Origin of the sequence: Streptomyces sp. NPDC002619 (genome assembly GCF_042889305.1) — a bacterium.
Taxonomy (GTDB): domain Bacteria; phylum Actinomycetota; class Actinomycetes; order Streptomycetales; family Streptomycetaceae; genus Streptomyces.
Genome location: NZ_JBIAQV010000004.1, coordinates 118,188 through 143,607, shown reverse-complemented (window position 1 = coordinate 143,607; position 25,420 = coordinate 118,188). Strand labels below are relative to the sequence as shown.

General features: G+C 71.4%; 23 protein-coding genes and 3 pseudogenes. 17 read left to right on the top strand and 9 right to left on the bottom strand.

Translation table 11 applies throughout. The annotated features are described in order from the left end of the window. Positions 1-45: 45 nt before the first annotated feature. A complete protein-coding gene (locus tag ACFYXB_RS09950) occupies positions 46-1,056 on the top strand; it encodes a LacI family DNA-binding transcriptional regulator (RefSeq protein WP_389580253.1) in 1,011 nt (336 codons plus the stop codon). A 238-nt stretch (positions 1,057-1,294) separates the two neighbouring features. Here the strand turns inward: ACFYXB_RS09950 and ACFYXB_RS09945 are convergent. Then, positions 1,295-1,645 (bottom strand): annotated as a pseudogene (locus ACFYXB_RS09945) (carbohydrate ABC transporter permease); the annotation flags it as partial. 162 nt (positions 1,646-1,807) lie between these two features. Here ACFYXB_RS09945 and ACFYXB_RS09940 point away from each other — a divergent pair. Further along, positions 1,808-3,286 carry an FGGY-family carbohydrate kinase gene (locus ACFYXB_RS09940; protein WP_389579824.1) on the top strand — a complete coding sequence of 493 codons (1,479 nt, stop codon included), beginning with the start codon at positions 1,808-1,810 and terminating at the stop codon, positions 3,284-3,286. A 208-nt stretch (positions 3,287-3,494) separates the two neighbouring features. After that, positions 3,495-3,641 carry a hypothetical protein gene (locus tag ACFYXB_RS09935; RefSeq protein ID WP_389579821.1) on the top strand — a complete coding sequence of 49 codons (147 nt, stop codon included), beginning with the start codon at positions 3,495-3,497 and terminating at the stop codon, positions 3,639-3,641. Positions 3,642-3,814: 173 nt separating this feature from the next. Here the strand turns inward: ACFYXB_RS09935 and ACFYXB_RS09930 are convergent, their stop codons facing one another. Continuing rightward, complete coding sequence (locus tag ACFYXB_RS09930; RefSeq protein ID WP_389579818.1) at positions 3,815-4,846, bottom strand: LacI family DNA-binding transcriptional regulator; 1,032 nt, start codon at positions 4,844-4,846, stop codon at positions 3,815-3,817. A 268-nt stretch (positions 4,847-5,114) separates the two neighbouring features. Here ACFYXB_RS09930 and ACFYXB_RS09925 point away from each other — a divergent pair, with 268 nt between their 5' ends. The 11 genes from ACFYXB_RS09925 to ACFYXB_RS09875 all read left to right on the top strand — a co-directional run bounded on the left by ACFYXB_RS09925 (position 5,115) and on the right by ACFYXB_RS09875 (position 15,748). After that, positions 5,115-6,329: an amino acid ABC transporter substrate-binding protein gene (locus ACFYXB_RS09925; protein ID WP_389579815.1), complete on the top strand. Its 1,215-nt coding sequence runs from the start codon at positions 5,115-5,117 to the stop codon at positions 6,327-6,329. Between the two features lie 6 nt (positions 6,330-6,335). After that, complete coding sequence (locus ACFYXB_RS09920) at positions 6,336-7,211, top strand: branched-chain amino acid ABC transporter permease (protein ID WP_351353886.1); 876 nt, start codon at positions 6,336-6,338, stop codon at positions 7,209-7,211. Further along, positions 7,208-8,230, top strand: coding sequence for a branched-chain amino acid ABC transporter permease (locus tag ACFYXB_RS09915; RefSeq protein WP_389579811.1), 1,023 nt, complete (start codon positions 7,208-7,210; stop codon positions 8,228-8,230). Before ACFYXB_RS09920 ends, ACFYXB_RS09915 begins: the two co-directional genes overlap by 4 nt. Then, positions 8,227-8,958 carry an ABC transporter ATP-binding protein gene (locus tag ACFYXB_RS09910; RefSeq protein ID WP_389579808.1) on the top strand — a complete coding sequence of 244 codons (732 nt, stop codon included), beginning with the start codon at positions 8,227-8,229 and terminating at the stop codon, positions 8,956-8,958. Before ACFYXB_RS09915 ends, ACFYXB_RS09910 begins: the two co-directional genes overlap by 4 nt. Further along, entirely contained in the window at positions 8,958-9,764 is an 807-nt protein-coding gene (locus ACFYXB_RS09905; protein ID WP_389579805.1) for an ABC transporter ATP-binding protein, read from the top strand. Before ACFYXB_RS09910 ends, ACFYXB_RS09905 begins: the two co-directional genes overlap by 1 nt. Positions 9,765-9,767: 3 nt before the next feature. Continuing rightward, entirely contained in the window at positions 9,768-10,709 is a 942-nt protein-coding gene (locus tag ACFYXB_RS09900; protein ID WP_388505751.1) for an NAD(P)-dependent oxidoreductase, read from the top strand. Between the two features lie 28 nt (positions 10,710-10,737). Then, a complete protein-coding gene (locus ACFYXB_RS09895; RefSeq protein ID WP_389579802.1) occupies positions 10,738-11,982 on the top strand; it encodes a M24 family metallopeptidase in 1,245 nt (414 codons plus the stop codon). Positions 11,983-12,002: 20 nt separating this feature from the next. Further along, positions 12,003-13,016, top strand: a complete 1,014-nt coding sequence (locus tag ACFYXB_RS09890; RefSeq protein WP_389579799.1) for a thiamine pyrophosphate-dependent dehydrogenase E1 component subunit alpha — start codon at positions 12,003-12,005, stop codon at positions 13,014-13,016. Then, entirely contained in the window at positions 13,004-13,981 is a 978-nt protein-coding gene (locus ACFYXB_RS09885; RefSeq protein WP_389579796.1) for an alpha-ketoacid dehydrogenase subunit beta, read from the top strand. Before ACFYXB_RS09890 ends, ACFYXB_RS09885 begins: the two co-directional genes overlap by 13 nt. A 32-nt stretch (positions 13,982-14,013) precedes the next feature. Continuing rightward, positions 14,014-15,447, top strand: a complete 1,434-nt coding sequence (locus ACFYXB_RS09880) for an NAD-dependent succinate-semialdehyde dehydrogenase (RefSeq protein WP_389579794.1) — start codon at positions 14,014-14,016, stop codon at positions 15,445-15,447. Positions 15,448-15,583: 136 nt separating this feature from the next. Continuing rightward, complete coding sequence (locus tag ACFYXB_RS09875) at positions 15,584-15,748, top strand: hypothetical protein (protein WP_389579792.1); 165 nt, start codon at positions 15,584-15,586, stop codon at positions 15,746-15,748. 32 nt (positions 15,749-15,780) lie between these two features. Here ACFYXB_RS09875 and ACFYXB_RS09870 read toward each other — a convergent pair whose 3' ends face one another. The 6 genes from ACFYXB_RS09870 to ACFYXB_RS09845 form a co-directional block, all read right to left on the bottom strand. Continuing rightward, the gene (locus ACFYXB_RS09870; RefSeq protein ID WP_389579790.1) at positions 15,781-16,668 is read right to left on the bottom strand and encodes a hypothetical protein; all 888 of its coding nucleotides are present in this window, start codon (positions 16,666-16,668) and stop codon (positions 15,781-15,783) included. A 397-nt stretch (positions 16,669-17,065) separates the two neighbouring features. Beyond that, positions 17,066-17,824: a response regulator transcription factor gene (locus tag ACFYXB_RS09865; RefSeq protein ID WP_389579787.1), complete on the bottom strand. Its 759-nt coding sequence runs from the start codon at positions 17,822-17,824 to the stop codon at positions 17,066-17,068. A 38-nt stretch (positions 17,825-17,862) separates the two neighbouring features. Then, positions 17,863-20,586, bottom strand: a complete 2,724-nt coding sequence (locus tag ACFYXB_RS09860; protein WP_389579784.1) for an FtsX-like permease family protein — start codon at positions 20,584-20,586, stop codon at positions 17,863-17,865. Next, positions 20,583-21,281 carry an ABC transporter ATP-binding protein gene (locus tag ACFYXB_RS09855; RefSeq protein WP_389579781.1) on the bottom strand — a complete coding sequence of 233 codons (699 nt, stop codon included), beginning with the start codon at positions 21,279-21,281 and terminating at the stop codon, positions 20,583-20,585. Before ACFYXB_RS09855 ends, ACFYXB_RS09860 begins: the two co-directional genes overlap by 4 nt. Next, positions 21,278-21,991: an ABC transporter ATP-binding protein gene (locus ACFYXB_RS09850; RefSeq protein ID WP_389580250.1), complete on the bottom strand. Its 714-nt coding sequence runs from the start codon at positions 21,989-21,991 to the stop codon at positions 21,278-21,280. The genes ACFYXB_RS09855 and ACFYXB_RS09850 overlap by 4 nt, the downstream gene beginning before the upstream one ends. A gap of 32 nt (positions 21,992-22,023) precedes the next feature. After that, positions 22,024-22,656: a hypothetical protein gene (locus tag ACFYXB_RS09845; RefSeq protein WP_389579780.1), complete on the bottom strand. Its 633-nt coding sequence runs from the start codon at positions 22,654-22,656 to the stop codon at positions 22,024-22,026. A gap of 181 nt (positions 22,657-22,837) precedes the next feature. Here ACFYXB_RS09845 and ACFYXB_RS09840 point away from each other — a divergent pair, with 181 nt between their 5' ends. Then, a complete protein-coding gene (locus tag ACFYXB_RS09840) occupies positions 22,838-24,130 on the top strand; it encodes a sensor histidine kinase (RefSeq protein WP_389579777.1) in 1,293 nt (430 codons plus the stop codon). 4 nt (positions 24,131-24,134) lie between these two features. Here the strand turns inward: ACFYXB_RS09840 and ACFYXB_RS09835 are convergent. Next, positions 24,135-24,295 (bottom strand): annotated as a pseudogene (locus ACFYXB_RS09835) (response regulator transcription factor); the annotation flags it as partial. Positions 24,296-24,462: 167 nt separating this feature from the next. Here ACFYXB_RS09835 and ACFYXB_RS09830 point away from each other — a divergent pair. Both ACFYXB_RS09830 and ACFYXB_RS09825 read left to right on the top strand, forming a co-directional pair. After that, a pseudogene (locus ACFYXB_RS09830) lies at positions 24,463-24,879 on the top strand (MFS transporter); the annotation flags it as partial. Positions 24,880-24,955: 76 nt separating this feature from the next. Continuing rightward, positions 24,956-25,285 carry an MFS transporter gene (locus tag ACFYXB_RS09825; protein ID WP_389580247.1) on the top strand — a complete coding sequence of 110 codons (330 nt, stop codon included), beginning with the start codon at positions 24,956-24,958 and terminating at the stop codon, positions 25,283-25,285. The last annotated feature ends 135 nt before the right edge of the window (positions 25,286-25,420 follow it).

Genomic DNA, 25,420 nt, shown 5'->3' with positions numbered 1-25,420 from the left:
CGGGTAGGGTGGGGGCCACAACATGGTGAAAGGACGCGGATGCAGGTGGTGACGATCCAGGACGTGGCGCGAGCCGCAGGAGTTTCCCCGGCAACCGTCTCGCGTGTCTTCAACGGCGGCAACGTCACGCCGGCACGGGCCCTGTCGGTGCAACAGGCGGCGGCAGCCCTCGGCTTCGCGCCCAACCGGCTGGCGCGCTCGCTGCGCACCCGGCGGTCCAGCGTCATCGCCCTGATCATCCCGGACATCGAGAACCCGTTCTTCACCTCGCTCGCCCGCGGTGTCGAGGACGCCGCGCTGCGCACCAGCCTCTCTGTCGTCCTGTGCAACTCCGACGAGGACACCGACAAGGAGCGCCGCTATCTTGAGGTGGCGCTCGGTGAGCAGATGGCGGGCGTGATCGTGGCGGCGGCGTCCCAGGACGAGACGGACCTGAGGCCCCTGATCGCCCGCGGCGTGCCCGTGGTCGCAGTCGACCGCCGGCCGGGGGACGCCGAGGTGGACGCAGTCTCGGTCGACGACCGGCACGGCGCTGAGGTCGCCACCCGCCATCTGCTGCGGGCCGGCTACCGCAGGATCGCCTGCATCACCGGACCCGAGGGCGCCTCCACGTCGGAGGAACGCCTGGCCGGCTACCGGGCGGCGCTGAGAGCGGCACGGGACGAGGCGGCCACGACAGGCGACATGTGTGTACGGCACGCCGACTTCCGGGTCGAGGGTGGCCGGTCGGCGATGCGCGAACTCCTGGCGATGCCCGAGCCGCCCGATGCCGTCTTCGTCACCAACAACCTCATGACCATCGGTGTCCTCGACGCCCTCGAAGAGGTCGGCCGCACACCGCCCGGCGTCGGTGTGCTCTCCTTCGGCGACGTGCCCTGGGCGTCGCTCGTGCGGCCCTCGCTGACGGCTGTCGAACTGCCCTCGTACGATCTGGGACGCACCGCCGCCGAGTTGCTGCTGCAGCGCATCGACGGCACCACGTCGCCGCTGCAGACCGTGGTGCTGCGCACGCAGCTCCAAGTCCGCGAGAGCACGGCCGGGCCCACCGCGGCCTGAACCGCCGGCGACAGCGGACGACGGAAGGGGCGCCGCACTCGCGCGGCGCCCCTTCCGTCAGGGCTGTGCCACTTGATGCCGGACGTCTTGACCGACTCCACGAGCTGGCGCTGGAAGACGAAAAAGAGCACCAGCATGGGCAGCGCGGCCACGGTCGCGCCGCCAGGATGCAGTTCCAGTTGGAGGTGTACTGCGTCTGGAACGAGGCGATACCGAGCTGGATCACCGTCAGGTGCTGGTCGTTGGTGGCCACCAGCGGCCAGACGAAGGCGTTCCAGTTGGCGAGGAAGAAGAAGATCGCCAGGGCCGAGAGGATCGGCCGGGAAATCGGCAGGACGATGTTCCAGTAGACCCGCCAGTGGCCGCAGCCGTCGACGATCGCCGCCTCCGCCGGCTCCTTGAGCAGGCCCAGGTAGAACTGGCGCAGCAGGAAGATGCCGAACGCGTTGAAGATCCCCGGGATGATCAGGCCTGCGTAGCTGTCGAGCAGGCCCAGTTGGCGGGCCACCAGGAACAGCGGGATCAACACGACTGGGATGGTGACCAGGAGGGTCGCGAAGAGGTGAGGTGAAACACCTGTGAAATCCATTTCACCGGAAGCTAGGGGCGGCCGCAGGGTGTGTCAGGAGGTGAGACCGGCAGGTGCTTCCGGGGTGGTGACGCACAGGTCAGATGCGGCGATTCACTGGGAAAACGGTACCTTGTGCGCGCTCTCTTGACGCTGAAATCGATTTCTGCCAGCGTGCTCGCCATGCCTCTCAATGCAGTCATCGGTGTGGACATCGGCACCTCGAGCAGCAAGGGAGTCCTCGTCGGCCTCGACGGCGCCCTGATCCGCTCGGCCGTACGGGATCACACCCCCGCACGGCCCGGCCCCGGCCGCTTCGAGATGGACGCCTCCGTGTGGTGGCGTGAGTTCACCGAATTGGCCCGGGAGTTGACCGCCGCGGGCGACGCCGATGTCGTCGCCGTCGGAGTCAGCGGCATGGGCCCCTGCGTCCTGCTGACCGACGAGGACGACACCCCGCTGCGGCCCGCCGTCCTCTACGGCGTGGACACCCGCTCGGTCCGCCAGATCGAGCGCATCGAGGCGCGACTCGGCGCCGACGACATCATCCGCCGCGGCGGCTCCGCACTCACCACCCAGGCCGCCGGGCCGAAGATCGCCTGGATCGCGGACGAGGAACCCGAGCTCTACGCCCGCGCCCGCCGTCTCTACATGCCGAGCTCCTGGCTGGTCAGAAAGCTGACGGGAAACTACGTCCTGGACCACCACTCGGCCAGCCAGTGCACCCCGCTGTACGACAGGCTCGCCGGCTCTTGGTACGCCCCCTGGGCTGCCGAGGTGGCCCCCGGCATCGACCTGCCGCCGCTGCGGTGGTCCGGCGAGGCGGCCGGCACCCTCACCGCCGAGGCCGCCCGGGAGACCGGACTGCCCGTCGGCATCCCGGTCACCACCGGCACCATCGACGCCTGGGCCGAGGCCCTGAGCGTGGGCGCGCAGCACACCGGCGACCTGATGCTCATGTATGGCACGACCATGTTCCTGATCCACACCGTGCCCACACCGCTCACCAGCACGTCCCTGTGGGGCACGGTCGGCGCGCTGCCCGGCACCCGCAACCTGGCGGGCGGCATGGCCACCTCGGGCGCGGTCACCAACTGGCTGCGCGACCTGTTCGCCGGCGCCGACCACTCCGAACTCACCCGCCTCGCGGCCGAGTCGGGCCCCGGAGCCAACGGCCTGCTGATGCTGCCGTACTTCTCCGGCGAGCGCACCCCGATCATGGATCCCGACGCGCGCGGGGTGATCGCCGGGCTGACCCTGTCCCACACCCGCGGCGATCTCTACCGGGCCGCGCTCGAGGCCACCGGGTTCGGCGTACGGCACAACATCGAGGTCATCGAGGCGGCCGGCGGCGACATCCGCCGCGTGGTCGCCGTCGGCGGCGGCACCCAGGGCGCCCTGTGGACGCGCATCGTCTCCGACATCACCGGCCGCCCGCAGGAACTGCGCACCATCACCATCGGCGCCAGTTACGGCGGCGCGCTGCTGGCCGCGCAACTCGTCGGTGACGCGTCCGTCGACGACTGGAACCCGGTGCGTGAGACGGTACGGCCTTGCGCCGAACACACCGCACGCTACGACGAGTTGTACGCCCTCTACCGGCGGCTGTACCCGCAGACCTCCACGACCGTCCACGCCCTGGCCGCATTGCAGGAGCGCTGACGACCGTCCGCCCCGACGACAGCGCAGAAGCAGAAGAGCTGACAGCCGCCTGCCGCACAGGACGTCCTTCCCGCCGCACAAGCCATCCGTCCCGTCACGCAGGATCCTGTTCCGCCCAAAGCCGTCCGCCCCGGTGCACGTCATCGGCGCCCACGCCCGCAGCCGCCCTCGCGACCGGCGGACTCGCATTGCCGGTCATGCGCAGTTCATGGACCGCCACCGCGCCAACCACCTCAATGTGGTCTACGCCCCCGACGCGGCGACCGCCGACAAGGCGCTGCGCGCCAAGGCCGCCTTCTTCGCCGAACTGGGCGTCGAGGTGCACCTGTGCGGGGACGTGACGCTGGAGCCGTGACGGAACCGGCCGGCCCGCAGGCCGTCGACGGCGCCCGGGGCCGGCTACGGGGGCGGCGCGCACGAGTGCCGTCCCTGACGGCGTCGCCGGGGTCGGATGGCGTACGGGATCAACGGTCCGAGCGCCTGGGCGAGTTCTCCGTCCGGGCCCACCTCGATCGCCGGAGCGGCGGCTCACTCCCCCCGAGTCGTCGGCGCCGGACCGGTGGAGGCCCGTACCACCAGCGCGCACCCGAGCAGCAACGACCGTGGCGGGCCCGGCTCGGCGATGCACGTCAGCAGCATGCGCGCCGCCTCGGCGCCGATCTCCTGCTGGGGCACGTGCACGGTCGTCAGCGGCGGGGTCATCCGGGTCAGGAACGGCATGTCGTTGAACCCCGCCACGGACATGTCCTCGGGGCAGCGCAGCCCGGAGGCCGCGAGCGCGTCCAGCGCGCCGAGTGCCAGCAGGTCGTTCGCGGCGAACACGGCGGTGGGACGTTCGGGGCCGCGGTGGGTGGACAGAAGCCTGTCCATGGCCGCGGTCCCCGCGGCCTCGCTGAATCCCGTGGCGTCGACGACGGGGGTGTGCCGGGGGTCGAGACCGGCCTGCTCGCACGAGTCCAGGAACGTACGGCGCCGGATCAGGCCGGTCGACAGCTCCTGCGGGCCCGCGAGGTGGGCGATTCGCCGGTGACCGAGACCCGTGAGGTGCCGGACGACGGCGTCGACACCGGCCGCCTCGTCCGCGGTGACCGACGGCGTGAGCCCGCTGTCCAGGACCCGGTTGACGAGCACCATCGGCACGCCTTCCGCAGCAGCGCGCTCCAGCAGGGGGTGGTCGCGGCGCGCGGTCGCGACCACGAAGCCGTCGCACTGACGGCCGCGCAGCTCGGCGAAGAGCCGTGCCTCCTTGTCCTCGTCGTTGTCCGTGCTGACCAGCAGCGCCGAGTAGCCCGCGACGGCGAGCGCCTCCTCAACGCCTCGGACGATGGGCGGGAAGAGGGGGTTGGTCAGATCGGGGATGAGGATCGCGACCATCCGGGAGCGCCGGGTGCGCAGCGCACGCGCGACGGAGTTCGGCTGGTAGCCCAGGCTCTCGGCCACGGCCAGCACCCGCCGCACCGTCTCCGCCGACACCCGGTGGCGGGTCTCGGGATTCAGGGCTCTCGACGCCGTACCGGGGTGGACGCCGGCCGCTTGCGCCACGTCGCTCAACCTCGTCACGAGGCACACCGTATGCCGGGGAGCGGTCCGATGACAATGGATTGCATCAGGGCTTGCCGCAGATCTTGACACCCATGAGCGGCGAGCCTAACTTCGCGGCAACCGATTGCGGAGCGGTGCGCACGACACCGAACGGTGCCCTGCCGCATCGCCCTGAATGGCCATGAATTTTCCCCCTCTTTGAGCGTAGGGACGGCTCGCCGTGGAAGACAATCGATTGCCACTGATGGTCAGAGGACACCGAAGCCGCCGCCGTGGGGTCCTGGCGGTGCTGGCGGCCACGACCGCGGCGGCACTGGCCGCCTGCGGGCCCGCGACCGGCGGGGCCGCCCAGGGGGCCGGTGGGAGTTCCGACAAGGACACGCTGACGATCGGCGTCTCGCTCTCCCTGACGGGGGACTTCGCCGATCCCGGCAAGGCCGCCAAGCGCGGTTACGACCTGTGGGTGTCCGACGTCAACGCCCGCGGCGGTGTGCTCGGGCGCAAGGTCTCCCTCAAGCTCGTCGACGACACCTCCAACCCGAACCAGGTCACGACGAACTACACCAACCTCATCACCAAGGACAAGGTCGACCTGGTCGTCGGCCCCTACTCCAGCCTGCTGACCATCCCGGCCTCCCAGGTCGCCAAGCGCTACGGATACGCCTTCCTGGAGCCCGCCGGCGGCGGACCGAAGGTCTTCGAACAGCACATGGACAACCTGTTCTTCGTCCAGCCCGCCGCCATCGTCGAACAGGGCGACATCTTCGTCGACTACCTGCTCTCCCTGCCGGCCGCCAAGCGTCCGAAGACTGCCGCGTATGCCTCGCTTGACGACCCGTTCGCCGCCCCGCTCGCCGACAACGTCCGCAAGCGCCTGGAAGCGGCGGGCGTCAAGACCGTGTACGCCCAGACCTACCCCGACAACCTCACCGACCTGACCCCCGTGATCACCAAGGTGGCGTCGGCCAAGCCCGACCTGCTCGTCTCCGGCACGCAGTCCGAGGACGCCTACGGCCAGGTCAAGGCGATGATCCAGCTGGGCTTCAACCCCCACTGGCTGTTCGTCTCCAACGGCGCCAACAACCCGGTGGAGTTCCCCGACAAGGTCGGCAAGGACAACACCGAGGGCATCTTCACCACGGGCGACTGGTTCGCCGGCTCGGAGCAGCCCGGTGCCGCAGAGTTCGTCAAGGCGTACCTCAAGAAGTACGGGGGCGCGGAGACGGACATCGACACCACCAGCGCCGAGGCGTACTCGGTCGGCACACTGATCGAGCAGGTCGCGAAGAAGACCGGGAAGCTCGACAACAAGAGCATCATCTCGGCGCTGCACTCCGGCACTTGGCAGACACCGGTGGGCGAGCTCTCCTGGGACGCCAACGGGCAGCCGAAGGGCCACTACACCCTCGTCCAGTGGCAGAAGCAGCGGCTGACCCCGGTGTACCCGGCCGACGTTGCGGCCGCGAGTCCGGTCACCGCGAAGCCGGCCTGGGGGGAGTGAGCGGACGTGCACACCCTCCTCCAGGCGATCCTCCTCGGCATCCTCACCGGCGGCGTCTACGCCCTGATGGCCAGCGGCCAGACCCTCGTCTTCGGCATCATGCGGGTGATCAACCTGGCCCAGGGCGCGCTGGTGGTCCTCAGCGCCTATCTGTCGTACACCCTGTTCACCTGGGCCGGCATCGACCCCTTCGTCGGCATCCTGATCGTCACCCCCCTGATGTTCGCGCTCGGCGTCGCCGTGCAGTGGGTTTTCCTGAGGCCGCTCAGGAGCACGGACGGCGAGCTCAGCCTGCTCGTCATGTTCGCCGTCGCCCTGGCCGTCGAAGGCGTCCTCGCGTCGGTCTACAAGACGACCTTCCGCTCCATCAACACCGGCTACCGCGACACCGCCTGGCACCTGGGCGACTACCGACTGCCCGTGACCCGGCTGGCGGCCTTCGGGCTGTCCCTCGCGGTCCTGGGCGGACTGTGGCTGCTGCTGCACCGCACGCGCTTCGGCGCCTCGGTGCGGGCCACCGTGCAGAACCCGACCGCGGCACGGCTGCTCGGCGTCAACCCCGAACGCGTCGCTGCGCTCGGCTTCGGCCTGGGCACGGCGACCGCCGGCGCCGCGGGCGCGGTGTTCGGCCTGGTCTACCCCTTCAACTCGGGCAGCCACTACGACCTCATCGCGCGCCTGCTGGCCATCGTCGTCCTCGGCGGACTCGGCAGCCTCGGCGGAGCCGTCGTGGCCGGTGTGCTGATGGGCGTGGCCGAGGCGGTGGTGGCCGCGACCTGGTCACCGTCCTGGGCCGGATTCACCTTCTTCGCGGCGCTCCTCCTCGTCCTGCTGCTGCGCCCGCAGGGGCTGTTCGGAGCCCGGCTTCGGGGGGCGCTGTGACCTCCACCCTCTCCGCCACGCCCGTGACCGCCGCCCCCCGCCCCGGACTCGTGCGCCACCCCAGGCTGTGGCGTATCGCCGTGCCGGTCGTCGTCTTCGCCGTCCTGCTGGCCGCGCCCTGGACGGTGGGCCAGCCGTGGATCGTCAACCTGCTCATCTTCACGCTCATGTACGCCACGATGGCGAGTGCCTGGAACCTGGTCGGCGGCCTCGCCGGCTATCCCTCGCTCGGCCACGCCGCGTTCTTCGGCATCGGCGCCTACGCCGAGGCGATCTGGTTCCACCACCATCCGCCCGTCTCCGGCTGGGAACCGTTCATCGCGCTGCCGGCCGTGGCCGTCGGTACGGCGCTGGTGGGGCTGCCGGTCGCCTGGATCGCCATGCGCACCCGGGCCGCGACCTTCGCGATCGTCACGATCACCCTGGTCTTCGTCGTCCAGACCCTCGCGTTCAACGCCCGCGGACTCACCGGCGGAGCGCAGGGCATCGGGATCGGCCCGGCCCCCTTCGACGTCGCCTACTTCGCCTTCCCCTTCTACTACGTGCTGGTGGCCCTGCTCGCCGTAGCCGTCGCACTGACCGCACTCGTGATGCAGTCCCGGCTCGGCCTGGTCCTGGCGACCGTCCGCGACGACGAGGACAAGGCCCGCGGCATCGGCGCCCCCACGGGAGTCGCCAAACTCGCGGCGTTCGCACTGTCGGTCGGCCTCACCGGTGCCGTGGGCGCGGTGTGGGCGTACTACGTGTCCTTCGTCTATCCCCCGTTCGCGGTGGACCCCCTGGTGACCATCGGCATGGTGCTCATGGTGTACCTCGGCGGGCGGGGCACGCTGTGGGGTCCGGTGCTCGGCGCCTTCCTCGTCGTACCCGTGCAGCAGTACCTCGCCTACCGGCTCGGGGCCAACTCGCTGCACCTGCTGGGATACGCGGCCCTGTTCCTCGTCGTGATGCTCGTCCTGCCCCGCGGCATCCTCCCCTCGCTCGCGGACCGGCTCGGGAAGCGGGTGGGCCGACGATGACGGCACTCCTAGAAGTGCGCGGTCTCACCAAGACCTTCGGCGGCGTACGGGCGGTGGACGACTGCTCGTTCGACGTCGAGGAAGGCTCCGTGACGGCGCTCATCGGTCCCAACGGGTCCGGCAAGACGACCGCGTTCAACATGATCACCGGCTATCTGCCTGCCGACTCCGGCTCGCTCCGGTTCGCGGGCACCACCTACCGGCGGCCCGACCCGGCGGTGCTGTACCACCGCGGACTCACCCGTACCTTCCAACAGGCCAGAATCTTCGGCTCGTTGAGCGTACGGGAGAATCTGATCGCCGCCGCGGGCCACCGTTGGACCGCACTGCTCGCCCCGCGTGCCGCCCGCGCCGACCGGGCCCGCGCCGACGAACTGCTCGAGGACTTCGGGCTGTCCGCCAAGGCCAATTTGAAGGCGGCCGAACTCTCCTACGGCCAGCGTAAGTTGTGCGAGTTCGCCGCCGTGCTGATGGCGGACCCGCGGCTGGTGCTGCTCGACGAACCCACCGCCGGCGTCAACCCGGTGATGATCGAGACGATGGAGCGCCATATGCGCGCCAGGAACGAACAGGGAGTGACCTTCCTGATCGTCGAGCACGACATGCCCCTGGTGATGCGGCTGTGCGACCCCGTCGTCGTCCTCGACCGCGGCCGGCCCATCGCGGCCGGTGTACCCGCCGACATCCAGGCCGATCCCCGGGTCCTCGACGCCTATCTGGGGGAATGATGACCGACACCACCTCCGACCCCGCGAAGTCCCTGCTCACCCTGGACGGCGTCACCGCCGGATACGGCGCGGGCCTCATCCTGAAGGGCGTCGACCTGACCGTCACCGCCGGACGGGTCACCTGCCTCATCGGGCCCAACGGCTCGGGCAAGTCCACCACCCTGAAGACGATCTCGGGGCTGCTGAAGCCGGCCTCCGGCACCGTCACCTTCCAGGGCGAGGACATCTCACGCCTCAGCTCCCGGGAACGGCTCCTGCGCGGCATCGTCCACGTACCCCAGGACCGCAGCCTCTTCCCGGCGATGACCGTGCGCGAGAACGTCGAGATGGGCGGCTACGTCCTGCGCGACCGGCGCCTGATCGCCGAGCGCTGGGAGCGGATCGCCGACTCCTTCCCGCTGGTCGCCGACCGGGCGGGCGCCCACGCCGGCTCCCTGTCCGGCGGCGAGCAGAAGACCGTGGAGATCGCGCGGACCCTGATGCTCGACCCGGTCCTCATCCTCCTGGACGAGCCCTCCATCGGGCTCGACCCCAAGTCCCGCACCGCCGTCTTCCGTAACGTCGCGGACCTCGCCGCCGCCGGACGCTCCGTGCTCCTGGTCGAGCAGAACGCCCGCTCCGGCCTGGCCGTCTCGCACACCGGCGTCGTCCTCGAAGGCGGCCGGATCGCCCTGACGGGCTCCGGCGCCGATCTGCTCTCCGATCCGGAGGTCGGCCGGCTCTATCTCGGGGCCGGCGCCCGGACCGCCACACCTCTCGCCTCCTCCGTCCCGTCGCCCGCCGGCGACCGCACCCCACAGGACTGACACATGACCGAATCCACGACCCCTCCCACCATCGGCTGGGCCGGCACCGGCCGCATGGGCTACGCCATGGTGTCCCGGCTCCTGCGCGCGGGCCACGACGTCACCGTCTACAACCGCACCCGCAGCAAGTGCGAGCCGCTCACCGAACTGGGCGCCACCATCGTGGACAGCGCCGCCGAACTGGCCGACCGCGACATCGTGTTCACCATGGTCAGCGCGAGCAAGGACTTCGCCGAGGTCACCCTCGGCGAGCAGGGCATCCTGCGGCAGTCCGCCAAGCCCCGCATCCTCGTCGACTGCTCGACCGTCTCCGAGGACGTCTCGGCACAGGTACGCAAGGAAGCGGAACAGGCCGGCACCGCACTGCTGGTGGCCCCCGTCTCGGGCAACGCCAAGGTCGTCAAGGCGGGCCGGCTCTCCATGGTCGCCTCCGGCCCCCGCGAGGTCTTCGACGAGGCCGAGCCGCTGCTCACCACCGTGGCCGCCTCGGTCACCTACGCCGGAGGGGACGACGTGGCCCGGCTGGTGAAGCTCGCGCACAACATCTTCCTCGGCGTGGTCACCCAGTCGATGGCCGAGATCACCGTGCTCGCCGAGAAGGGAGGCGTGAGCCGGGCCGCGTTCCTCGACTTCCTCAACGGCTCCGTCCTCGGCTCGGTCTTCACCCGCTACAAGACCCCCGCCTTCGTAAACCTCGACTTCACGCCCACCTTCACACCCGAGCTGCTGCGCAAGGACTTCGATCTCGGCCTCGCCGCCGCCCGCGAGCTGGAGGTCCCCATGCCGGTCGCGGCGCTGACCCACCACATCGTCCAGCAGTCCCTCGGCCGCGGACACCACGACACCGACTTCGCCGTACTGCTTTCGGAGGAGGCCCGCTCGGCCGGGCTGACCCTCGTGCCCGAGGACGCGGACGTCTCCGACGGCCTGAGCGCCGCCTCGTGAACCACCCTCACACGGACAGGAGAAGAAGGTGACCACCACCCCGCTGCTCGCGGCCCCCGGACACACCGCCGTCGACTTCGAGACCCGCGTCGACTTCGACCGGCTGCGCGCCTACCGGCTCTCCCGCGCCCGAGCCGCCCTGGACGCCTCGGAGTTGGGCGCGGTCCTGCTCTTCGACGTCAACAACATCCGCTATGTCACCGGCACGATGATCGGCGAGTGGTCGCGGGACAAGATGACCCGCTACGCGCTGCTGACCCGCGACCACGAGCCGATGGTCTGGGACTTCGGCTCCGCCGCCCGCCACCACCAGTTGTACGCGCCCTGGTTGCGACCGGAGAACTCCCGCGCCGGAATGCTGGGCCTGCGCGGCGCCGTCGCACCCGAAGTCGGCCTGATGCACAGGGCGGTTGCCGAGCTCAAGGGCATCCTGGCAGACCACGGCGTCGCCGACGCGCCCGTCGGCATCGACATCGTCGAGCCGCCATTCCTGTTCGAGATGCAGCGCGCCGGACTCACGGTCGTCGACGCCCAGCAGGTCATGCTGGACGCCCGCGCTGTGAAGAACCCCGACGAGATCATGCTCCTTTCGCAGTCCGCCGCCATGGTCGACGGCGCCTACCAGCAGATCTCCGAGGCCCTCAAGCCCGGTGTGCGCGAGAACGACATCGTCGCGCTGGCCAACAAGTACCTCTACGAGCAGGGTTCGGACGACGTCGAGGCCATCAACGCCGTGTCGGGTGAGCGGTGCAACCCCCATCCGCACAATTTCACCGACCGGCTGATCCGCCCCGGCGACACCTGTTTCTTCGACATCATCCAGTCCTACCAGGGCTACCGGACCTGCTACTACCGCACCCTGAACGTCGGCTCCTCCACCCCGGCGCAGCGCGACGCGTACACCCGGGCCCGCGAGTGGATCGACGCCGCCATCGAACTGGTTCGCCCCGGACAGACCACCGACGTCATCGCCAAGGCCTGGCCCAAGGCCACCGATTTCGGATTCGCCACCGAAATGGACTGCTTCGGCCTGCAGTTCGGCCACGGACTCGGCCTCGGCCTGCACGAGCGGCCCATCATCAGCCGCCTCAACTCCCTCGAACACCCTGCCGAGATCGAGGAGGGCATGGTCTTCGCGCTGGAGACCTACTGCCCGGCCGTCGACGGCTACTCCGCCGCGCGCATCGAGGAGGAAGTCGTGGTCACCGCCGACGGCGCGCGCGTCCTCACCCTCTTCCCCGCGCAGGAACTGTTCGTCGCCAACCCCTACTAGACACAAGGGAGGTACGGATCGTGACCACACTCCAGGCCCGGCAAGTCGCGCCGGCTCTCGACGAGCCCACCCGGCTCGCGCTCTACCGGCAGATGGTGCAGATGCGCGGCATGGAGAAGCGCGCCTACGACCTGTTCCTGCAGAACCTCGTCAAGGGCACCAGCCACCTCTCCCTCGGCCAGGAGGCCGTCGCCGCCGGCTTCGGCGTCGCCATGCGCGACGACGACTACACCTTCGCCACCTACCGCGGCCACGCCCACACCCTCGCCCGCGGCGTGCCGATGACCGGCATCCTGGCCGAGCTCATGGGCCGGGCCAACGGACTGATGGCAGGCAAGGGCGGCAGCATGCATCTGACGTCCGTCGAGCACGGGATGATGGGCTCGTACGCCATCATCGGCGCCCATCTCCCGATCGCCACCGGAGCCGCCTGGTCGGCCCAGTACCGGGGCACCGAGCAGGTCGCCGTCTGCTTCTTCGGCGACGGCACCACCAACATCGGCGCCTTCCACGAGGCGCTGAACCTCGCGGCCGTATGGAAGCTGCCCGTGGTGTTCGTGTGCGAGAACAACCTGTACATGGAGTACACGCCGATCGGCTCCGTGACCGCCGTACCGAACCCGGCCGCCGACCGGGCCGCGGCGTACGGTCTCGAGCCGGTCGTCGTGGACGGCAACGACCCCGAGGCCGTCCATGAGGCCGCGCTCGCGGCCCTGACCCGCGCCCGGTCGGGCGAGGGCCCCTCCCTCATCGAGGCCAAGACCTACCGGCACGGCGGCCACTCCCGCGCCGATCCGGCCAAGTACCGCCCCGCGGCGGAGGTCGAGGAGTGGCTGAAGCGCGACCCGCTCCCCGTCTACCGGCAGCGGCTGCTCGAACTGGGCGTCGCCGAGGCCACTTTGGAGGACATCGAGACCGAATCGGCGTGCCTCGTGGACGAGGCGACCGAGGCGGCGAAGGCAGGAGTGCAGCCGGGCGAGGACCTGGTGCTCAAGGACGTATGGGCCGGCGGAGGTGCATCATGGCGCAACTGACCTATCGGGACGCGGTCGCCCGTGGTATCGCGCAGGAGATGCGGCGGGACGAGTCGATCGTCTTCCTCGGCGAGGACGTCGCCGCGGCCGGGGGCGTGTTCAAGACGACGGCCGGCCTGCTCGACGAGTTCGGCCCGGCCCGGGTGCGCGACACCCCCATCTCGGAGCAGGCCATCCTCGGTGCCGCCATGGGCGCGGCCATGACGGGCCTGCGGCCCATCGCCGAGATCATGTTCTCCGACTTCTTCGCGGTCTGCTGGGACCTCGTCGTCAACCAGATCGCCAAGTCCCGCTACATGACGAACGGTCAGATGACCTTCCCCCTCGTCATCAAGTCCGGCAACGGAGGGGGCCTGCGCTTCGGCGCGCAGCACTCCCAGGACATCGCCAACTGGGCCATGGCCGTACCCGGATTGAAGGTGGTCGCCCCCTCGAACCCCGCCGACGTCGTCGGTCTGATGGCCGCCGCCGTACGCGACCCCGATCCCGTGGTCTTCCTGGAGGCGAAGGGGCTGTACCCCACCAAGGCCGACGTGCCCGAGGGCGACATCGTCGACCAGCTCGGCACGGCGAGCGTGCTGCGCCACGGCGGCGACGTCACGCTCGTGTCGCTCGGGCTGATGGTTCCGCGCACCCTGGCTGCCGCCGAGCAACTCCAGCAGCAGTACGGCATCGACGCCACGGTCATCGATCTGCGCAGCCTCGTCCCGCTCGATGTGAGCACGGTGCTGGGCTCCCTCGCACAGACCGGCCGGCTGTTCACCGTCGAGGAGAACCCCCGACTGTGCGGCTGGGGCGCGGAGTTGGTCTCCATCGTCGCCGAGGAAGGATTCACGTCCCTCGACGGGCCGCTGGTGCGGATCACCACCCCGCATGTGCCGCTGCCGGCCGCGGACGTCCTGGAGGACGCGACGCTCCCCAGCACCGCCCGCATCGTCGAGACCGTCGCCAAGAGCGTCGACTGACCGGCCATGGGAGGCTCTGCATGATCACTGGTATGGACACGCCCACCCGGCTGTTCATCGGCGGCGGGTGGACGACGGCGGCCGACGGCGGAACCCTGGAAGTGATCGACCCGGCCCTCGCCGAGCCCCTCGCGGAGGTGGCGAACGCCACCGTCGAGGACGCGCAACGGGCCGTGGACGCCGCCCACGCCGCGCTGGACGGCTGGCGGACCACCGCACCGCGCGAGCGCGGCGAGATCCTGCGGCGGGCGTTCGAGCTGATGACGGCGCGCGCCGAGGCGTTCGCCGAGCTCATCGTCCGCGAGAACGGCAAAGCCCTGGCCGACGCGCGTGCCGAGGTCGCCTACGCCGCGGAGTTCTTCCGCTGGTACGCCGAGGAGGCGGTGCGCGCGGCCGGCTCCGTCCAGACGGCACCGGCCGGCACCAACAAGATCATGGTGCTACGACAGCCCGTGGGCGTGGCGCTCCTCATCACGCCGTGGAACTTCCCGGCCGCCATGGCGACCCGCAAGATCGGCCCTGCTTTGGCGGCGGGCTGCACCGTCGTCCTCAAGCCCGCTTCCGACACCCCGCTCACGGCGCTCGCGCTCGGGGCGCTGCTCGCGGAGGCGGGTGTGCCGGACGGCGTGGTCAACGTCGTCCCGTCACGCCGCAGCGCCCGGATCGCGGAAGTCCTGCTCGCCGACCCCCGGGTCCGCAAGGTGTCGTTCACCGGTTCCACCGAGGTCGGCCGGGAACTGCTGCGCCAGGCCGCCGGATCGGTGGTGAACGCCTCCATGGAACTCGGGGGCAACGCCCCCTTCCTCGTCCTGGCAGGCGCCGATCTCGACCGGGCGGTCGCCGGGGCGATGGTCGCCAAGATGCGCAACGGCGGAGAGGCGTGCACGGCCGCCAACCGCTTCTACGTCCACGCCTCGATCGCCGAGGAGTTCGGCCGCCGCCTGGCCTCGGCCATGACGGCGCTCACGGTCGGGCCCGGACTCGAGGCGGGTGTGGACGTGGGGCCTCTGGTCAACGAGTCGGCGCGCAAGAAGGTCGGTGAACTCGTCTCGGGGACCGTCGATGTCGGCGCCCGGCTCCTCGCCGGAGGTACGGCCCCCGACCGCGCCGGATACTTCTACCTGCCGACCGTGCTGGGCGAGGTCCCCCCAGACGCGCCCATCCTGACGGAGGAGATCTTCGGCCCGGTCGCACCCGTCGTCCCCTTCGACCACGTCGACGACGCGATTCGGCTGGCCAACGACACGGAGTACGGCCTCGTGTCGTACGTCTACACCGGCGACCTGGCCGAGGGCCTCAAGGTGTCCGAGGCGCTGGAGTCCGGCATGGTCGGCCTCAACCGCCCTGTGGTGTCGGACCCGGCGGCCCCGTTCGGCGGAGTCAAACAGTCCGGCCTTGGCCGCGAGGGCGGCCACGACGGCCTGCTGGAGTTCACGGAGAGCAAGTACATCGCCGTGGACTGGTAGGACGGCAGGGCGCCTGACCGGAAGCACGCAGGTCGGGCGCCCGCACCGTCACTCACTGACGTGGACGCGCTCCCCGGCGAACCGCGTCTCGACGGCGACGGTGGCCTTGAGGGGCTCCGCGGGGACGGCGCTGACCATGACGTCGGAGGACTTCGGCTACCTGGCCGCACACATTCCCGCGACGATGTTCTGGCTCGGCGTCGGCGGCGACGAGCCCCAGCACTCGGATCGCTTCGCCCCGGACGAGTCGGTGATCGTCCTGGCGGTGGAGCTGGTGACGGAGTTCCTGACCCGGCGTTGACCCCGAGACTCTCGGCTTGCCGGCCGGCCCGCTCACCGTGTGATCCGGTCCCGCGCGGTGGGGGCCCGGTCCGGGACGGTCCGCCTGCTCTCCCGCCGGTGGGCGTGGGCCATCAGTCCGAGCAGGACGGCCAGCAGTACGGCCGAGGAGCCCACCGTGCCGAGACCGAGGCCGCCCTTGGTGACCGGCTTCGTGAGGAAGTCGCCGGCTGTGGCGCCGAGCGGGCGGGTCAGCACGAAGGCGCTCCAGAACACCAGCACGTTCGGCACCCACGGCACGCGCGTGAGCAGGAGCAGCACCAGGAGCGCCCCGGAGACGAGGAGGGCGCCTCCGGCATAGCCGAGTCCAGAGCTGTCGGAGAGGAAGTCGCCCATGGAGGTGCCGAGCGTGTTGGACACGAGGATCGCCGACCAGAACAGGGCCTCCCCACGGAAACTGACGATGTCGCGGATCGCGAAGGTCATCCCGGTCAGCTTCCACGCGATGAAGATCGCGGTCAGGATCGAGATGAGGATCGCGGCACCGGTGGGGTAGCCGAGGCCCAGCCCCTGGGGTCCCCAGCCGAGCGAAGTGGCGCCGTCGGACAGGTACTTGGCGCCGGCGTCGCGGTTCATGAAGTCGGACATCGTCGTGCCGGCCATGCTCGTCGACAGGATGACCGTCCAGTAGAAGAAGGGGTTGTACCGCCGGGACCGCAGCTGGACGACCAGGGTCACGACGAAGACGAGGAACAGGGCGATGGTGGTGAGGAAGTAGCCGATCTTGAGGGTCTGGGCGAACAGATCGCCCGCGGTCTCACCGAGAGTGGTCGCCGCGATCTTCATGATCCAGAAGACGAGGGTGACTTCGGGCAGCTTCCGCACGACGCTTTTCCGGGCCTCGGCGGCCTCGAGGTCGGTGCGGGCTTCGGGCTTGTCCACGTTCGGACACTCCTGTAGGGCCTGGCCACAGGGCGCTCGTCCGAGGCGAGTGCCGTTGCGTGGACGGTGGGGGGACGGCCGCGCACTCACGACCGCGTCGTGGCCGAGCCTCTCAGCAGCGATCTGAACGCATCCTGAAGGCGTGACGGATCGGTCACTCAGCGTGTCGCGCGCCCCGGCCCGGTCCGGTGACGTCATGACGCCTCACCGACAGATGGATGACCAGGCCGGGGATGGCCGTGAGGAGGCGCGCGCCGGTCACCACGGCGCCCGGACCGGGGCCGCCGTCGCCGGGCGGCCGGGAGAGGTATTCACCCGTCGGGCGGCGAGCGGACGGGTGATCCGCAATGGCCGCACCGCGTGCGGGACGACCGGCCCGGGCCTTCGGAGCGCGGCGTCACGTCTCCAGCCGGTAGCCGTGGCCTCGGAGAGTGGTGATCCGGGGGAGCCGGACGGGCGCGGGCGCAGTGGTCTCGGCCTCGGTGAGGCGGCGGCGCAGGGAGGCCATGGTGACGTCGAGGGTCTTGGTGGGACCGAACCAGTTCTCGTCCCATACCTGGGCCATCAGCGTCTCCCGGCTGACCGCCGTGTCCGCGTTCCGCGCGAGCACCACGAGCAGGTCGAACTCCTTGGGGCGCAGGGTCAGTTCCCGCTCACCCAGCAGACAGCGCCGGGCGGCCGGGTCGACGGTGAGGTCGCCGAGGCGCAGGGGATTTTCCTGGGGCGAGGCGGGCGGGCGGCGGCGCAGATGCGCGCGGAGGCGGGCCAGCAGGACGGTGAGGCTGAAGGGTTTGACCAGGTAGTCGTCGGCACCCGCGTCCAGACCGGCGATCACGTCGATCTCCGCGCCGCGGGCGGTGAGGATGATGATCAGCAGCTCGGAGAAGCGGGCGCGCAACCGGCGGGCGACGTCGAGCCCGTCGGCGTCGGGCAGGCCGAGGTCGAGCAGGATCACGTCGTAACGTGTCCGCTCGGCCTCGGCCAGTGCGCCGCTCCCCGTGCGGGACCAGGTGGGTGCGTATCCGCCGCCGGTCAGGCCGGTCTCCAGATGGCGTCCGATGGTGTCGTCGTCCTCGACGACGAGCACGCGGATGCGGCCACGGTCGCGGTCGGGGCCACGGCGGGGGTGCGGCGGCGGGGAGGCGGGAGTGCGCATGGCAGGCAGCGTAGGCGGCCCGCCCGGGCCGCGGGGGGTCACAGCTCCCGCAGCTCCTCGATGGCCGGCCGGTGCGAGCGCCGTACCCCGTTGAGGGCGGCGGCCGCCACCGCGGCCAGGGCCACCAGCACGGTGGCCGTCACGTACACCCAGGGCACGGCGATGGTCTCGGGCGGTGGGTCGAAGACGCCGGTGAGCACCTTGACCAGCATCTGGGACAGAGCCCAGCCGCTGAGGGCGCCGCCTGCCAGCCCGGCCGCCGTGAGCACGGCCGCCTCGCTGAGGACCAGGCCGCGCAGTTGCCTGCGGGTGGCGCCCAGGACGGTCGCGATGGCGAAGGTACGGCGCCGCTCGGCGAGCCCGAGCGCGAGGACGATGCCGCCGGCTCCGGCGGCCAGCACGATGGCGTAGCCGAGTTCGATGCGGGTCAGTCCGGACAGATCCACGGAGGTGAGGCTGGAGCCGACCTGGGAGCGGGTCCCGGTGAGATCGGTGACCGTGGCCGTGGTGCCCAGGCGCCGGCGCAGCTGGTCGGCGACCTGCTTCTGGTGCGTGCCGCCGGTGTCCACGAGGAAGGCGCCGACGGCGTCGCTGCCGGTGGCCCGGGCGATGTAGGAGGCGTTGGCGACGAAGAAGCTGTCCTTCGGGGCGGTGGGGAACTCCTTCACGATGCCCGCGTAATGGAAGGGCACGGTGCGCGGAGCCTTGGTGCGGCTGTCCTGGATGCGCAGCCGTACGGTGTCGCCGGGGGAGAGCTGGAAGTCGTTGACGGTCTCGGCGCTGACCAGGAGGGCGTCGGGCCGCTGGGCGAGGGTGTTCATGAGCTGCGCGGCGGTGCCGCCGGCGAAGTAGGCGTCCTGCAGTGAGGTGGCGGCGGCGATGGTCCCGGGCCGTACGCCGTAGAGGTCCTGCAGGTCCGAGCCGACGTAGGCGAAGCGGTGCTGGACCGGTTCGACGTGCCGGACTCCGGCCACGGCGAGGGCGCTTGCGGCGCCCGGGCCGGTGCGTGTGCCGGGCGGTTCGGTGACCGTGACGTCGGCGCCGTTGGTGAGGCGGGCGTCGACCTCGGCCTGCTGCTTGTAGGTGGCGTTGAAGGTGGCCGTGGACAGGGCGAAGGACAGGGCGAGCGCGAGCAGCACCACGGAGCGGGCCAGAGGGCGTCGGCGTCGGGTCATGGTGGCCGCGGTCATACCGGCCAGCGAGCCGGTGAGCGGGCGGGACAGCAGGCTCAGGCCGCCGCGCCCGTGGGCGAGGGCCAGGGTGGCCAGTCGCCACAGCAGCAGGGCGCTGCCGGCCCACAGCAGGCCGGGGCCGAGGAAGGCCCAGTAGGAGACGGAGATGCTGGGCACGCCCTCAGGGGCGAGGACGAGCGCGTACTGGTTGCCGCTGGAGGCGCGGAAGACCAGCAGCGAGGCGGCGAGGAGCAGGAAGTCCAGGCCGCAGCGCATCCACCACGGCGAGCGGGTGCCGCGGCCGACCTGCCGACGGACCCGGGCGACAGTGACGACCCGCAGATCGCGCAGGGTGGGGGCGAGGACCGCTGCCGCCGCGATGGCGAGGCCGAACACGAGGGCGGCCGCGGACCACACGACGGCGGAGCCGGAACGTGCCCCGAACGAGGCCGTCCCGAAGGCGAGTCGGCCCACGAGAGCGGCCACCCCGATGCCGAGCAGCCCGCCCGCGAGACCGGTCAGGCCCGCCTCGACCCCGGCCAGCGCGGCGATCTGCCGGCCGCGCAGCCCGCGGACGCGCAGCAGGGCCTGCTCGCGACGGCGCCGCTCGGCGCCCGCTCCGGCCACGGCGGCGGTCAGCGCGGCGGCGAGCACCGCACCGGGAACACCCAGGAACAGGAAGAGGATCTGCGCGTACAGGGCGTCCTGCCGGGCGGCGTCGAGGGTGGCGCCGAGATTGTCGCCGACGAGTGCGCCGCCCGAGGTGGCCGCCTCCAGGTGGTGGGCGGCGCGGGTGACGGCGGTGAACGCGGCGGCCGGGTCGGCGGGCAGCCGGGCGTCGCGGGCCACGTGGATCTGCGTGGTGACGGCCGCGGGGTCGGCCGCGGCGACCGGTGCGGTCAGCGTCTCGAACAGCCCGGCGGGCAGCAGGATCACGTTGTCCGGCGGGGCGGTGGGCTGCGACTGGGGCGGGGCGCCCACCTTCTGGAACAGGGAGTCGGCCTGCGGCAGGTCGATGACCCCAGCCACCCGGACGTCGGCGTGCGGGGCGCCGGGCAGGGCGACGGTGACCGTGTCGCCGGGTGCGACGTGGAGGTTGGCCGCGGTCTGCTGGGCCAGCAGCACCCCGAAGGAGGCGCCGGTCAGATGGCGGATCGTGTGCGGGAACAACTCCTCGTAGCCGCTGGGGAGTCCGAGCACCACACCGGGACCGGTGGTCTGGACGCTGCCGCCGGCACGGGCCTTGAAGCCGTTGCTGCGGGCGAAGCCGACCGAGGCGGCGGCCCGTACCCCGGGCGTCGTGCGCACCGCGCCCAGGACCGAGGAGGCGTCGGCGCCCGGCTGCACCTCCACCTGCCAGTCCACGGCCACCGAGCGCACCGCCCGCTGGGTCATCGTCGACTTCGACGCGGTGAGGAAGGAGCCGAGCGCGGCCACCAGGGAGACGGCGAGCGCGATCCCGGTGACAGTGGCCAGCAGCCGGCCCGTACGGCGGCGGACGAGGCCGCGGGTCCAGAAGGCGAGGGTCCCCGACCACGCCGTGGCCGTGGCGAGCCGTGCGGTTACGGGGCGGGACTGGTGGATGGTCATGACCTCTCCTCGGCCGGGTCGAGCAGGCGTCCGTTGTGCATGGCCCGGCGCAGGGACAGGCGTTCGGCGATGGCCGGGTCGTGGGTGGTGACGACAAGTGCGGCGCCGGTCTCGTCGGCCACCGTCGTCAGGACGTCCAGGACGCGCTGTCCCGTGGCGCGGTCGAGCTGTCCGGTGGGCTCGTCGGCCAGGATCAGCCGGGGCGCGCGCGCCAGGACCCGGGCGACGGCCACACGCTGGCTCTGCCCGCCGGAGAGCTCCTCCGGCAGCCGGTCGGCCAGGTCCGCCGCGCCGACCGTGGCGAGCGCGGCGAGCGCGGTGAGGCGGACCCGCTCCTCGGGCACTCCCGCGAGCACCAGGGGCAGGGCCGTGTTCTCCACGACGTTCAGGGCCGGGATCAGGCTCGGACCCTGGAAGACCAGGCCGATCTCGCGCGGCCCGGCCAGGGCGGGCCAGAACACCTCGCCGCTGGTGGGCCGTTCGAGCCCGGCCAGCAGATGCAGCAGGGTCGATTTGCCCGACCCGGACGGACCGGTGATCGCGATCCGGTCGCCGGCCCGCACCCGGAAGGTGGTCCCGTGCACGGCCACCACGGCGGTCTCACCGCGGCCGAAGGTCCGCGCCGCGTCCCGGCAGTCGACGAGCGCGTCGTCCGAGCCCTGCCGTGGGGCGTGGTTCATGGAGGTTGCGCTCATGACGCCTCGATCCTTCCGTCGCGCAGGGCGATCACCCGGTCGGCGATCCGGACGGCCTCCGCGCTGTGCGTCACGACCAGCACCCCGTGCCCGGACTCGGCCCGCTTGCGCAGCAGTTCCAGTACGCGCTGCTCGGTGCCGCCGTCGAGTTCACCGGTCGGCTCGTCGGCGAGCAGCACCTCGGGGTCGTTGGCGAGGGCGACGGCCAGTCCCGCGCGGGCCAGTTCGCCGCCGGACAGTTCCTGCGGCAGGGCGTGGGCGCGGTGCGCGAGCCCGACCTGGTCGAGCAGCGCGGCGAGGTCCTCGCTGCGCCGGCCGTCGCCCGCCGCCGCGGCCCGGGCCAGCCGGACGTTGTCGCGGACGCTGAGGTGCGGGACGAGGTTGCCGGACTGGAGCAGGACGCCGATGCGCCGGGCCCGCAGCCGGGCCCGGTCGGCTTCCGGGCGGTGGCTGATGCGGACGCCGCCGACATGGACGGCGCCGCCGGAGGGCTCGTCGAGACCGGCCAGGCAGGCCAGCAGCGTGGACTTCCCCGAGCCGGAGGGGCCGGTGACGGCGACGGTCTCACCGCGCCGTATCCGCAGCGAGACCCCGCGCAGGGCGAGTGTCTCCTCCTCCCCGGCTCGGTAGAACCGATACAGCTCGTGCGCGTCGAGGACGACGTCGTGGACGTCGCCCCGCGGTCCGCCGCCGGCGGCCGGCCCGGCCATGTCCCGCATTTCTTCCCTGTCTTCCATGGCGCTCACTGCCAGGTGAAGGAGTCGGTGACGATGCGCCACGGGTCCACGTTGTCGGCGTTCACCGGCCCGGACAGGGTCACGTCCACCTCGTGTCCCTGGCGGTAGAAGGCGTACCGCTCGAAGGAGTCGCGTACGACCTTGCCCGTCACCGGGTCGGGGGCGGAGTCCCCCTGGTAGGTCAGCAGCACGGCCTGGCCGGCGTGCCGGGCTACGACGGAGACCTTTCCCGGCGCGAAGTTCGGCACGGTGCGCCGCAGTCGGGGAACCGTCTGCGCGGTGACCGACCCGGTGGTGGGGGCGGACGCGGCCGTCACGGGCGCGAGTTCAACGCGGTTCAGCTTGTCGGTGAAGGAGGTGACGGTGCCCTTGCCGGTGCGGGCCCAGCCCTCGGGCACCTTCACCGAGAAGCCGCCGCCGGATGGAGCGAAGGCGACGTACGCCTGGTTGTCGGGGATGTCGCCCGGGGGGTTGGACTCGGTCGCGGGCGCGGCGGGCGAGGACGGGGCCGTACGACTGCTCCCGGCCGGACCGCCGGACCCACCGGAGCCCGTTGATCCGCCGCAGGCGGTGATCGCCACCGACGCCAGGACGACGCCGGTGACAGGGAGGACGAGACGTGTTCGGTTCATCGTCATGCTGCCCTTCTGATGAGGAAGGCGCCCGGAACCTGCACCCGGGCCGGGCGCCCGCAGGCCGACGGCCATGTCCGTGACGCTAGGCAGCGCGTGGTTAACGTCCTGACCACCGAGGGTTAGACGACGGAAAAACCCGCGTCGGACCTGCTCAGGGGCGCGGATCGGTCCCGATGATGAAGGCATGAGACAACGCGTGCTCCGCGTCGCCCTGGTGGCGGTCCTGGTCGCCCTCGTCCTGCTGGCCGTGCCGCTGGCCGCGGCCCTGCAGGCGTACTTCTTCGCCAACGAGCGCGACGCGCTGGAACGCGCGGCGCTGGTGGCCGCGGTCCGGGTGGGCCCGGACTTCGCCGCCGGCGACCCGGTGGAGCTGCCGAAGGCGGGTGCGGACGTACACCTGGGCGTGTACGACACGCGGATGCGGCTGCGCGCGGGCGAAGGCCCGGCCCGTGCGGACCCGGACACCCGCCGAGCGAGCACGGGAACCGTGGTGCGCGGACACGCCGCCGGTGACCTCGTGATCGCGGTCCCCGTCTCCCAGAACGAGAAGGTCATCGGCGTCGTCCGCGCCGCGTCCCCGGCACGGGACGTATGGGGGCGCGTCCTGCTCGGATGGCTCGCCCTCCTGGGCGCGGTCCTGGTCGCGCTGGCCGTGGCCGTCCTGGTCGCCCGCCGCCAGGCCCGCGCTCTGACGGCGCCGCTGGAAGCTCTGTCCCGCCAGTCCCGGGCCGTCACCGAAGGAGACCTGGCGGCCCGGGCCGTACCCTCCGCCATCCCCGAGATCGACCAGGTCGCCCGGACGCACAACACCATGGTCGAGAGGCTGGCCCAACTGCTCCAGCGCGAGCGGGACTTCACCGCCAACGCCTCCCACCAGCTGCGCACCCCACTGACCGGCCTGCAACTGGGCCTGGAAGCCGCCCTGGCCGATCCGCACGCGGATCCGCGCACGGCCCTGCGGGAGGCGCTGGAGAGCACCGGACATCTGCACCACACCATCGACGAAGTGCTGCGTCTCGTCGCCTCCGCGCAGGCGCCCGCCGCCGTTCAGCCCCTGGGCGGCGTACTGGACTTCGCCGAGCAGCGCTGGCACGGCCTGTTCGCCGACGCGGGCCGCCGGCTCATCGTCGCCGCCGAGCCCGGAACCCGCGTGACTTCCGTACCGGGCCGGACCGTCGGCCAGATCCTCGACGTGCTCCTGGACAACGCCCGCCGGCACGGGCGGGGTACGGCAGAGGTGACGGTACGGTCCCTGGGCGACACCACCGCGCTCGACGTACGGGACGAGGGAAGCCTCCGCACCGACGCTGCCGCGCTCTTCGACCGCGGGCACACCACCGGCCCCGGCGCGGGCATCGGACTCGCCCTTGCCAGGGACCTGGCGGAAACGGCGGGCGGCCGACTGGTCCTGGCGGGTACCGGCCCGACGACCTTCACCTTGCTGCTGCCGCCCAGCAGGCCGGAGACGAACGGCTGAAAGGTCAGCCCGGGCTGCCCGGTCGGGCCAGTCCCGGGTCGTAGGAGGGGATCACGGCGTGGACCCGGTCCGTGGCGCCGATCTTCGCCAGGACCCCGTCCGACGTGGGTCTTCACCGTGGACTCGGACGGGCCGCTCGGCGATCTCGCCGTTGGTCCGGCCCCGGCAGAGGGTTGTGCTGCCGTGGTACTCGACGGCGTCGCTGGTGAGCTCCATGAACTCTTGTGCCAGGGACAGGGCCAGGGGAGTGAGCTCGAACAGGGCGATCCCGTCCCTCGTACCGACATGACGTCGTCCAGACCTGTGACGGCGAGGTCATCGAGCAAGCCGCGATGATCGCCTGGCACGGCTGGGGAACCTCGTACCACGTCTTCGGGGTGCTCTCCATGGTGATGGCAGCACCCCTGTTCCTGCTGCTGCGCAAGGAACCGGCGGCCGCAGCCGGGCGACCGCTGTCCCGGGGAGCGACGGACACGGCGGCCGGCTCCGCACCCCGACGCGCGCGCGGATGGCTCGACTTCGGTGGCATCGCCCGCAACCGCGACTACGTGCTCGTCTGTGTGACCGGCTTCTGTGCCTTCTGGGGTCTGTACGGCTTCATCACCTGGGCAAACGCACTCATGATGAAAGGCCATGACGTGTCCCCGGGCACGGCGGGGCTCGTCGTCTCGGTCTTCGCCATCAGCGCGGTTGCGGTGAAACCGGTCGTCGGCTTCATCACCGACCGGTTCTGGGGCGGCGCCCGAAAAGTACCGAGCATCGCCATCTTCGGCATCTTCGCGCTCGCCCTCATCTGGTTCGGCCACCTCCACGCCGACCGGGTTCATCCTGCTCTCGCCGCTGCTCGGCGCCGCGGCCTGCAGCTGGACACCACTGCTCGTCGCGCTGGTGCCACGGCTCGTCCCGTCATCCGTCACCGGCACAGCATCCGGACTCGCCAACGCCATCTGGCAACTCGGCAGCGTCCTGGTCCCGCTCGCGGTCGGCGCCGTCTTCTCGGCGACCGGCTCCTTCGACGCGGCCTTCATCACCCTGGCCGCCGGTCCCGTCCTCGCGATGCTGGTCACCCTCCCCGTACGCGACAACGCCAGACGCCGAAACGGTGTCCACACCCTCCCGCAGAAGAAACCGAGCCAACGTCCCCCGGTCGTCTGACAGCCGGCCAGGTGTAACCCGGGAAGGGCGCCTGCCGGCCATCAGCCCCGGTCAGGCACCCTTTCTCTCTGTCTAGTGCCCTGACCGCGAAGGTTCACCGGCTCGGAAGAGCGCGGTCTGGCGCGGGTCGGTGCT

What these genes read in the sequence shown, in the direction of transcription:
- ACFYXB_RS09940 (WP_389579824.1), top strand. Translation starts at nt 1,808, where the DNA reads ATGCCTCTCAATGCAGTCATCGGTGTGGACATCGGCACCTCGAGCAGC.
- ACFYXB_RS09935 (WP_389579821.1), top strand. Translation starts at nt 3,495, where the DNA reads ATGGACCGCCACCGCGCCAACCACCTCAATGTGGTCTACGCCCCCGAC.
- ACFYXB_RS09910 (WP_389579808.1), top strand. Translation starts at nt 8,227, where the DNA reads ATGACGGCACTCCTAGAAGTGCGCGGTCTCACCAAGACCTTCGGCGGC.
- ACFYXB_RS09905 (WP_389579805.1), top strand. Translation starts at nt 8,958, where the DNA reads ATGACCGACACCACCTCCGACCCCGCGAAGTCCCTGCTCACCCTGGAC.
- ACFYXB_RS09900 (WP_388505751.1), top strand. Translation starts at nt 9,768, where the DNA reads ATGACCGAATCCACGACCCCTCCCACCATCGGCTGGGCCGGCACCGGC.
- ACFYXB_RS09885 (WP_389579796.1), top strand. Translation starts at nt 13,004, where the DNA reads ATGGCGCAACTGACCTATCGGGACGCGGTCGCCCGTGGTATCGCGCAG.
- ACFYXB_RS09880 (WP_389579794.1), top strand. Translation starts at nt 14,014, where the DNA reads ATGGACACGCCCACCCGGCTGTTCATCGGCGGCGGGTGGACGACGGCG.
- ACFYXB_RS09875 (WP_389579792.1), top strand. Translation starts at nt 15,584, where the DNA reads ATGACGTCGGAGGACTTCGGCTACCTGGCCGCACACATTCCCGCGACG.
- ACFYXB_RS09865 (WP_389579787.1), bottom strand. Translation starts at nt 17,824, where the DNA reads ATGCGCACTCCCGCCTCCCCGCCGCCGCACCCCCGCCGTGGCCCCGAC.
- ACFYXB_RS09860 (WP_389579784.1), bottom strand. Translation starts at nt 20,586, where the DNA reads ATGACCATCCACCAGTCCCGCCCCGTAACCGCACGGCTCGCCACGGCC.
- ACFYXB_RS09855 (WP_389579781.1), bottom strand. Translation starts at nt 21,281, where the DNA reads ATGAGCGCAACCTCCATGAACCACGCCCCACGGCAGGGCTCGGACGAC.
- ACFYXB_RS09850 (WP_389580250.1), bottom strand. Translation starts at nt 21,991, where the DNA reads ATGGCCGGGCCGGCCGCCGGCGGCGGACCGCGGGGCGACGTCCACGAC.
- ACFYXB_RS09845 (WP_389579780.1), bottom strand. Translation starts at nt 22,656, where the DNA reads ATGACGATGAACCGAACACGTCTCGTCCTCCCTGTCACCGGCGTCGTC.
- ACFYXB_RS09840 (WP_389579777.1), top strand. Translation starts at nt 22,838, where the DNA reads ATGAGACAACGCGTGCTCCGCGTCGCCCTGGTGGCGGTCCTGGTCGCC.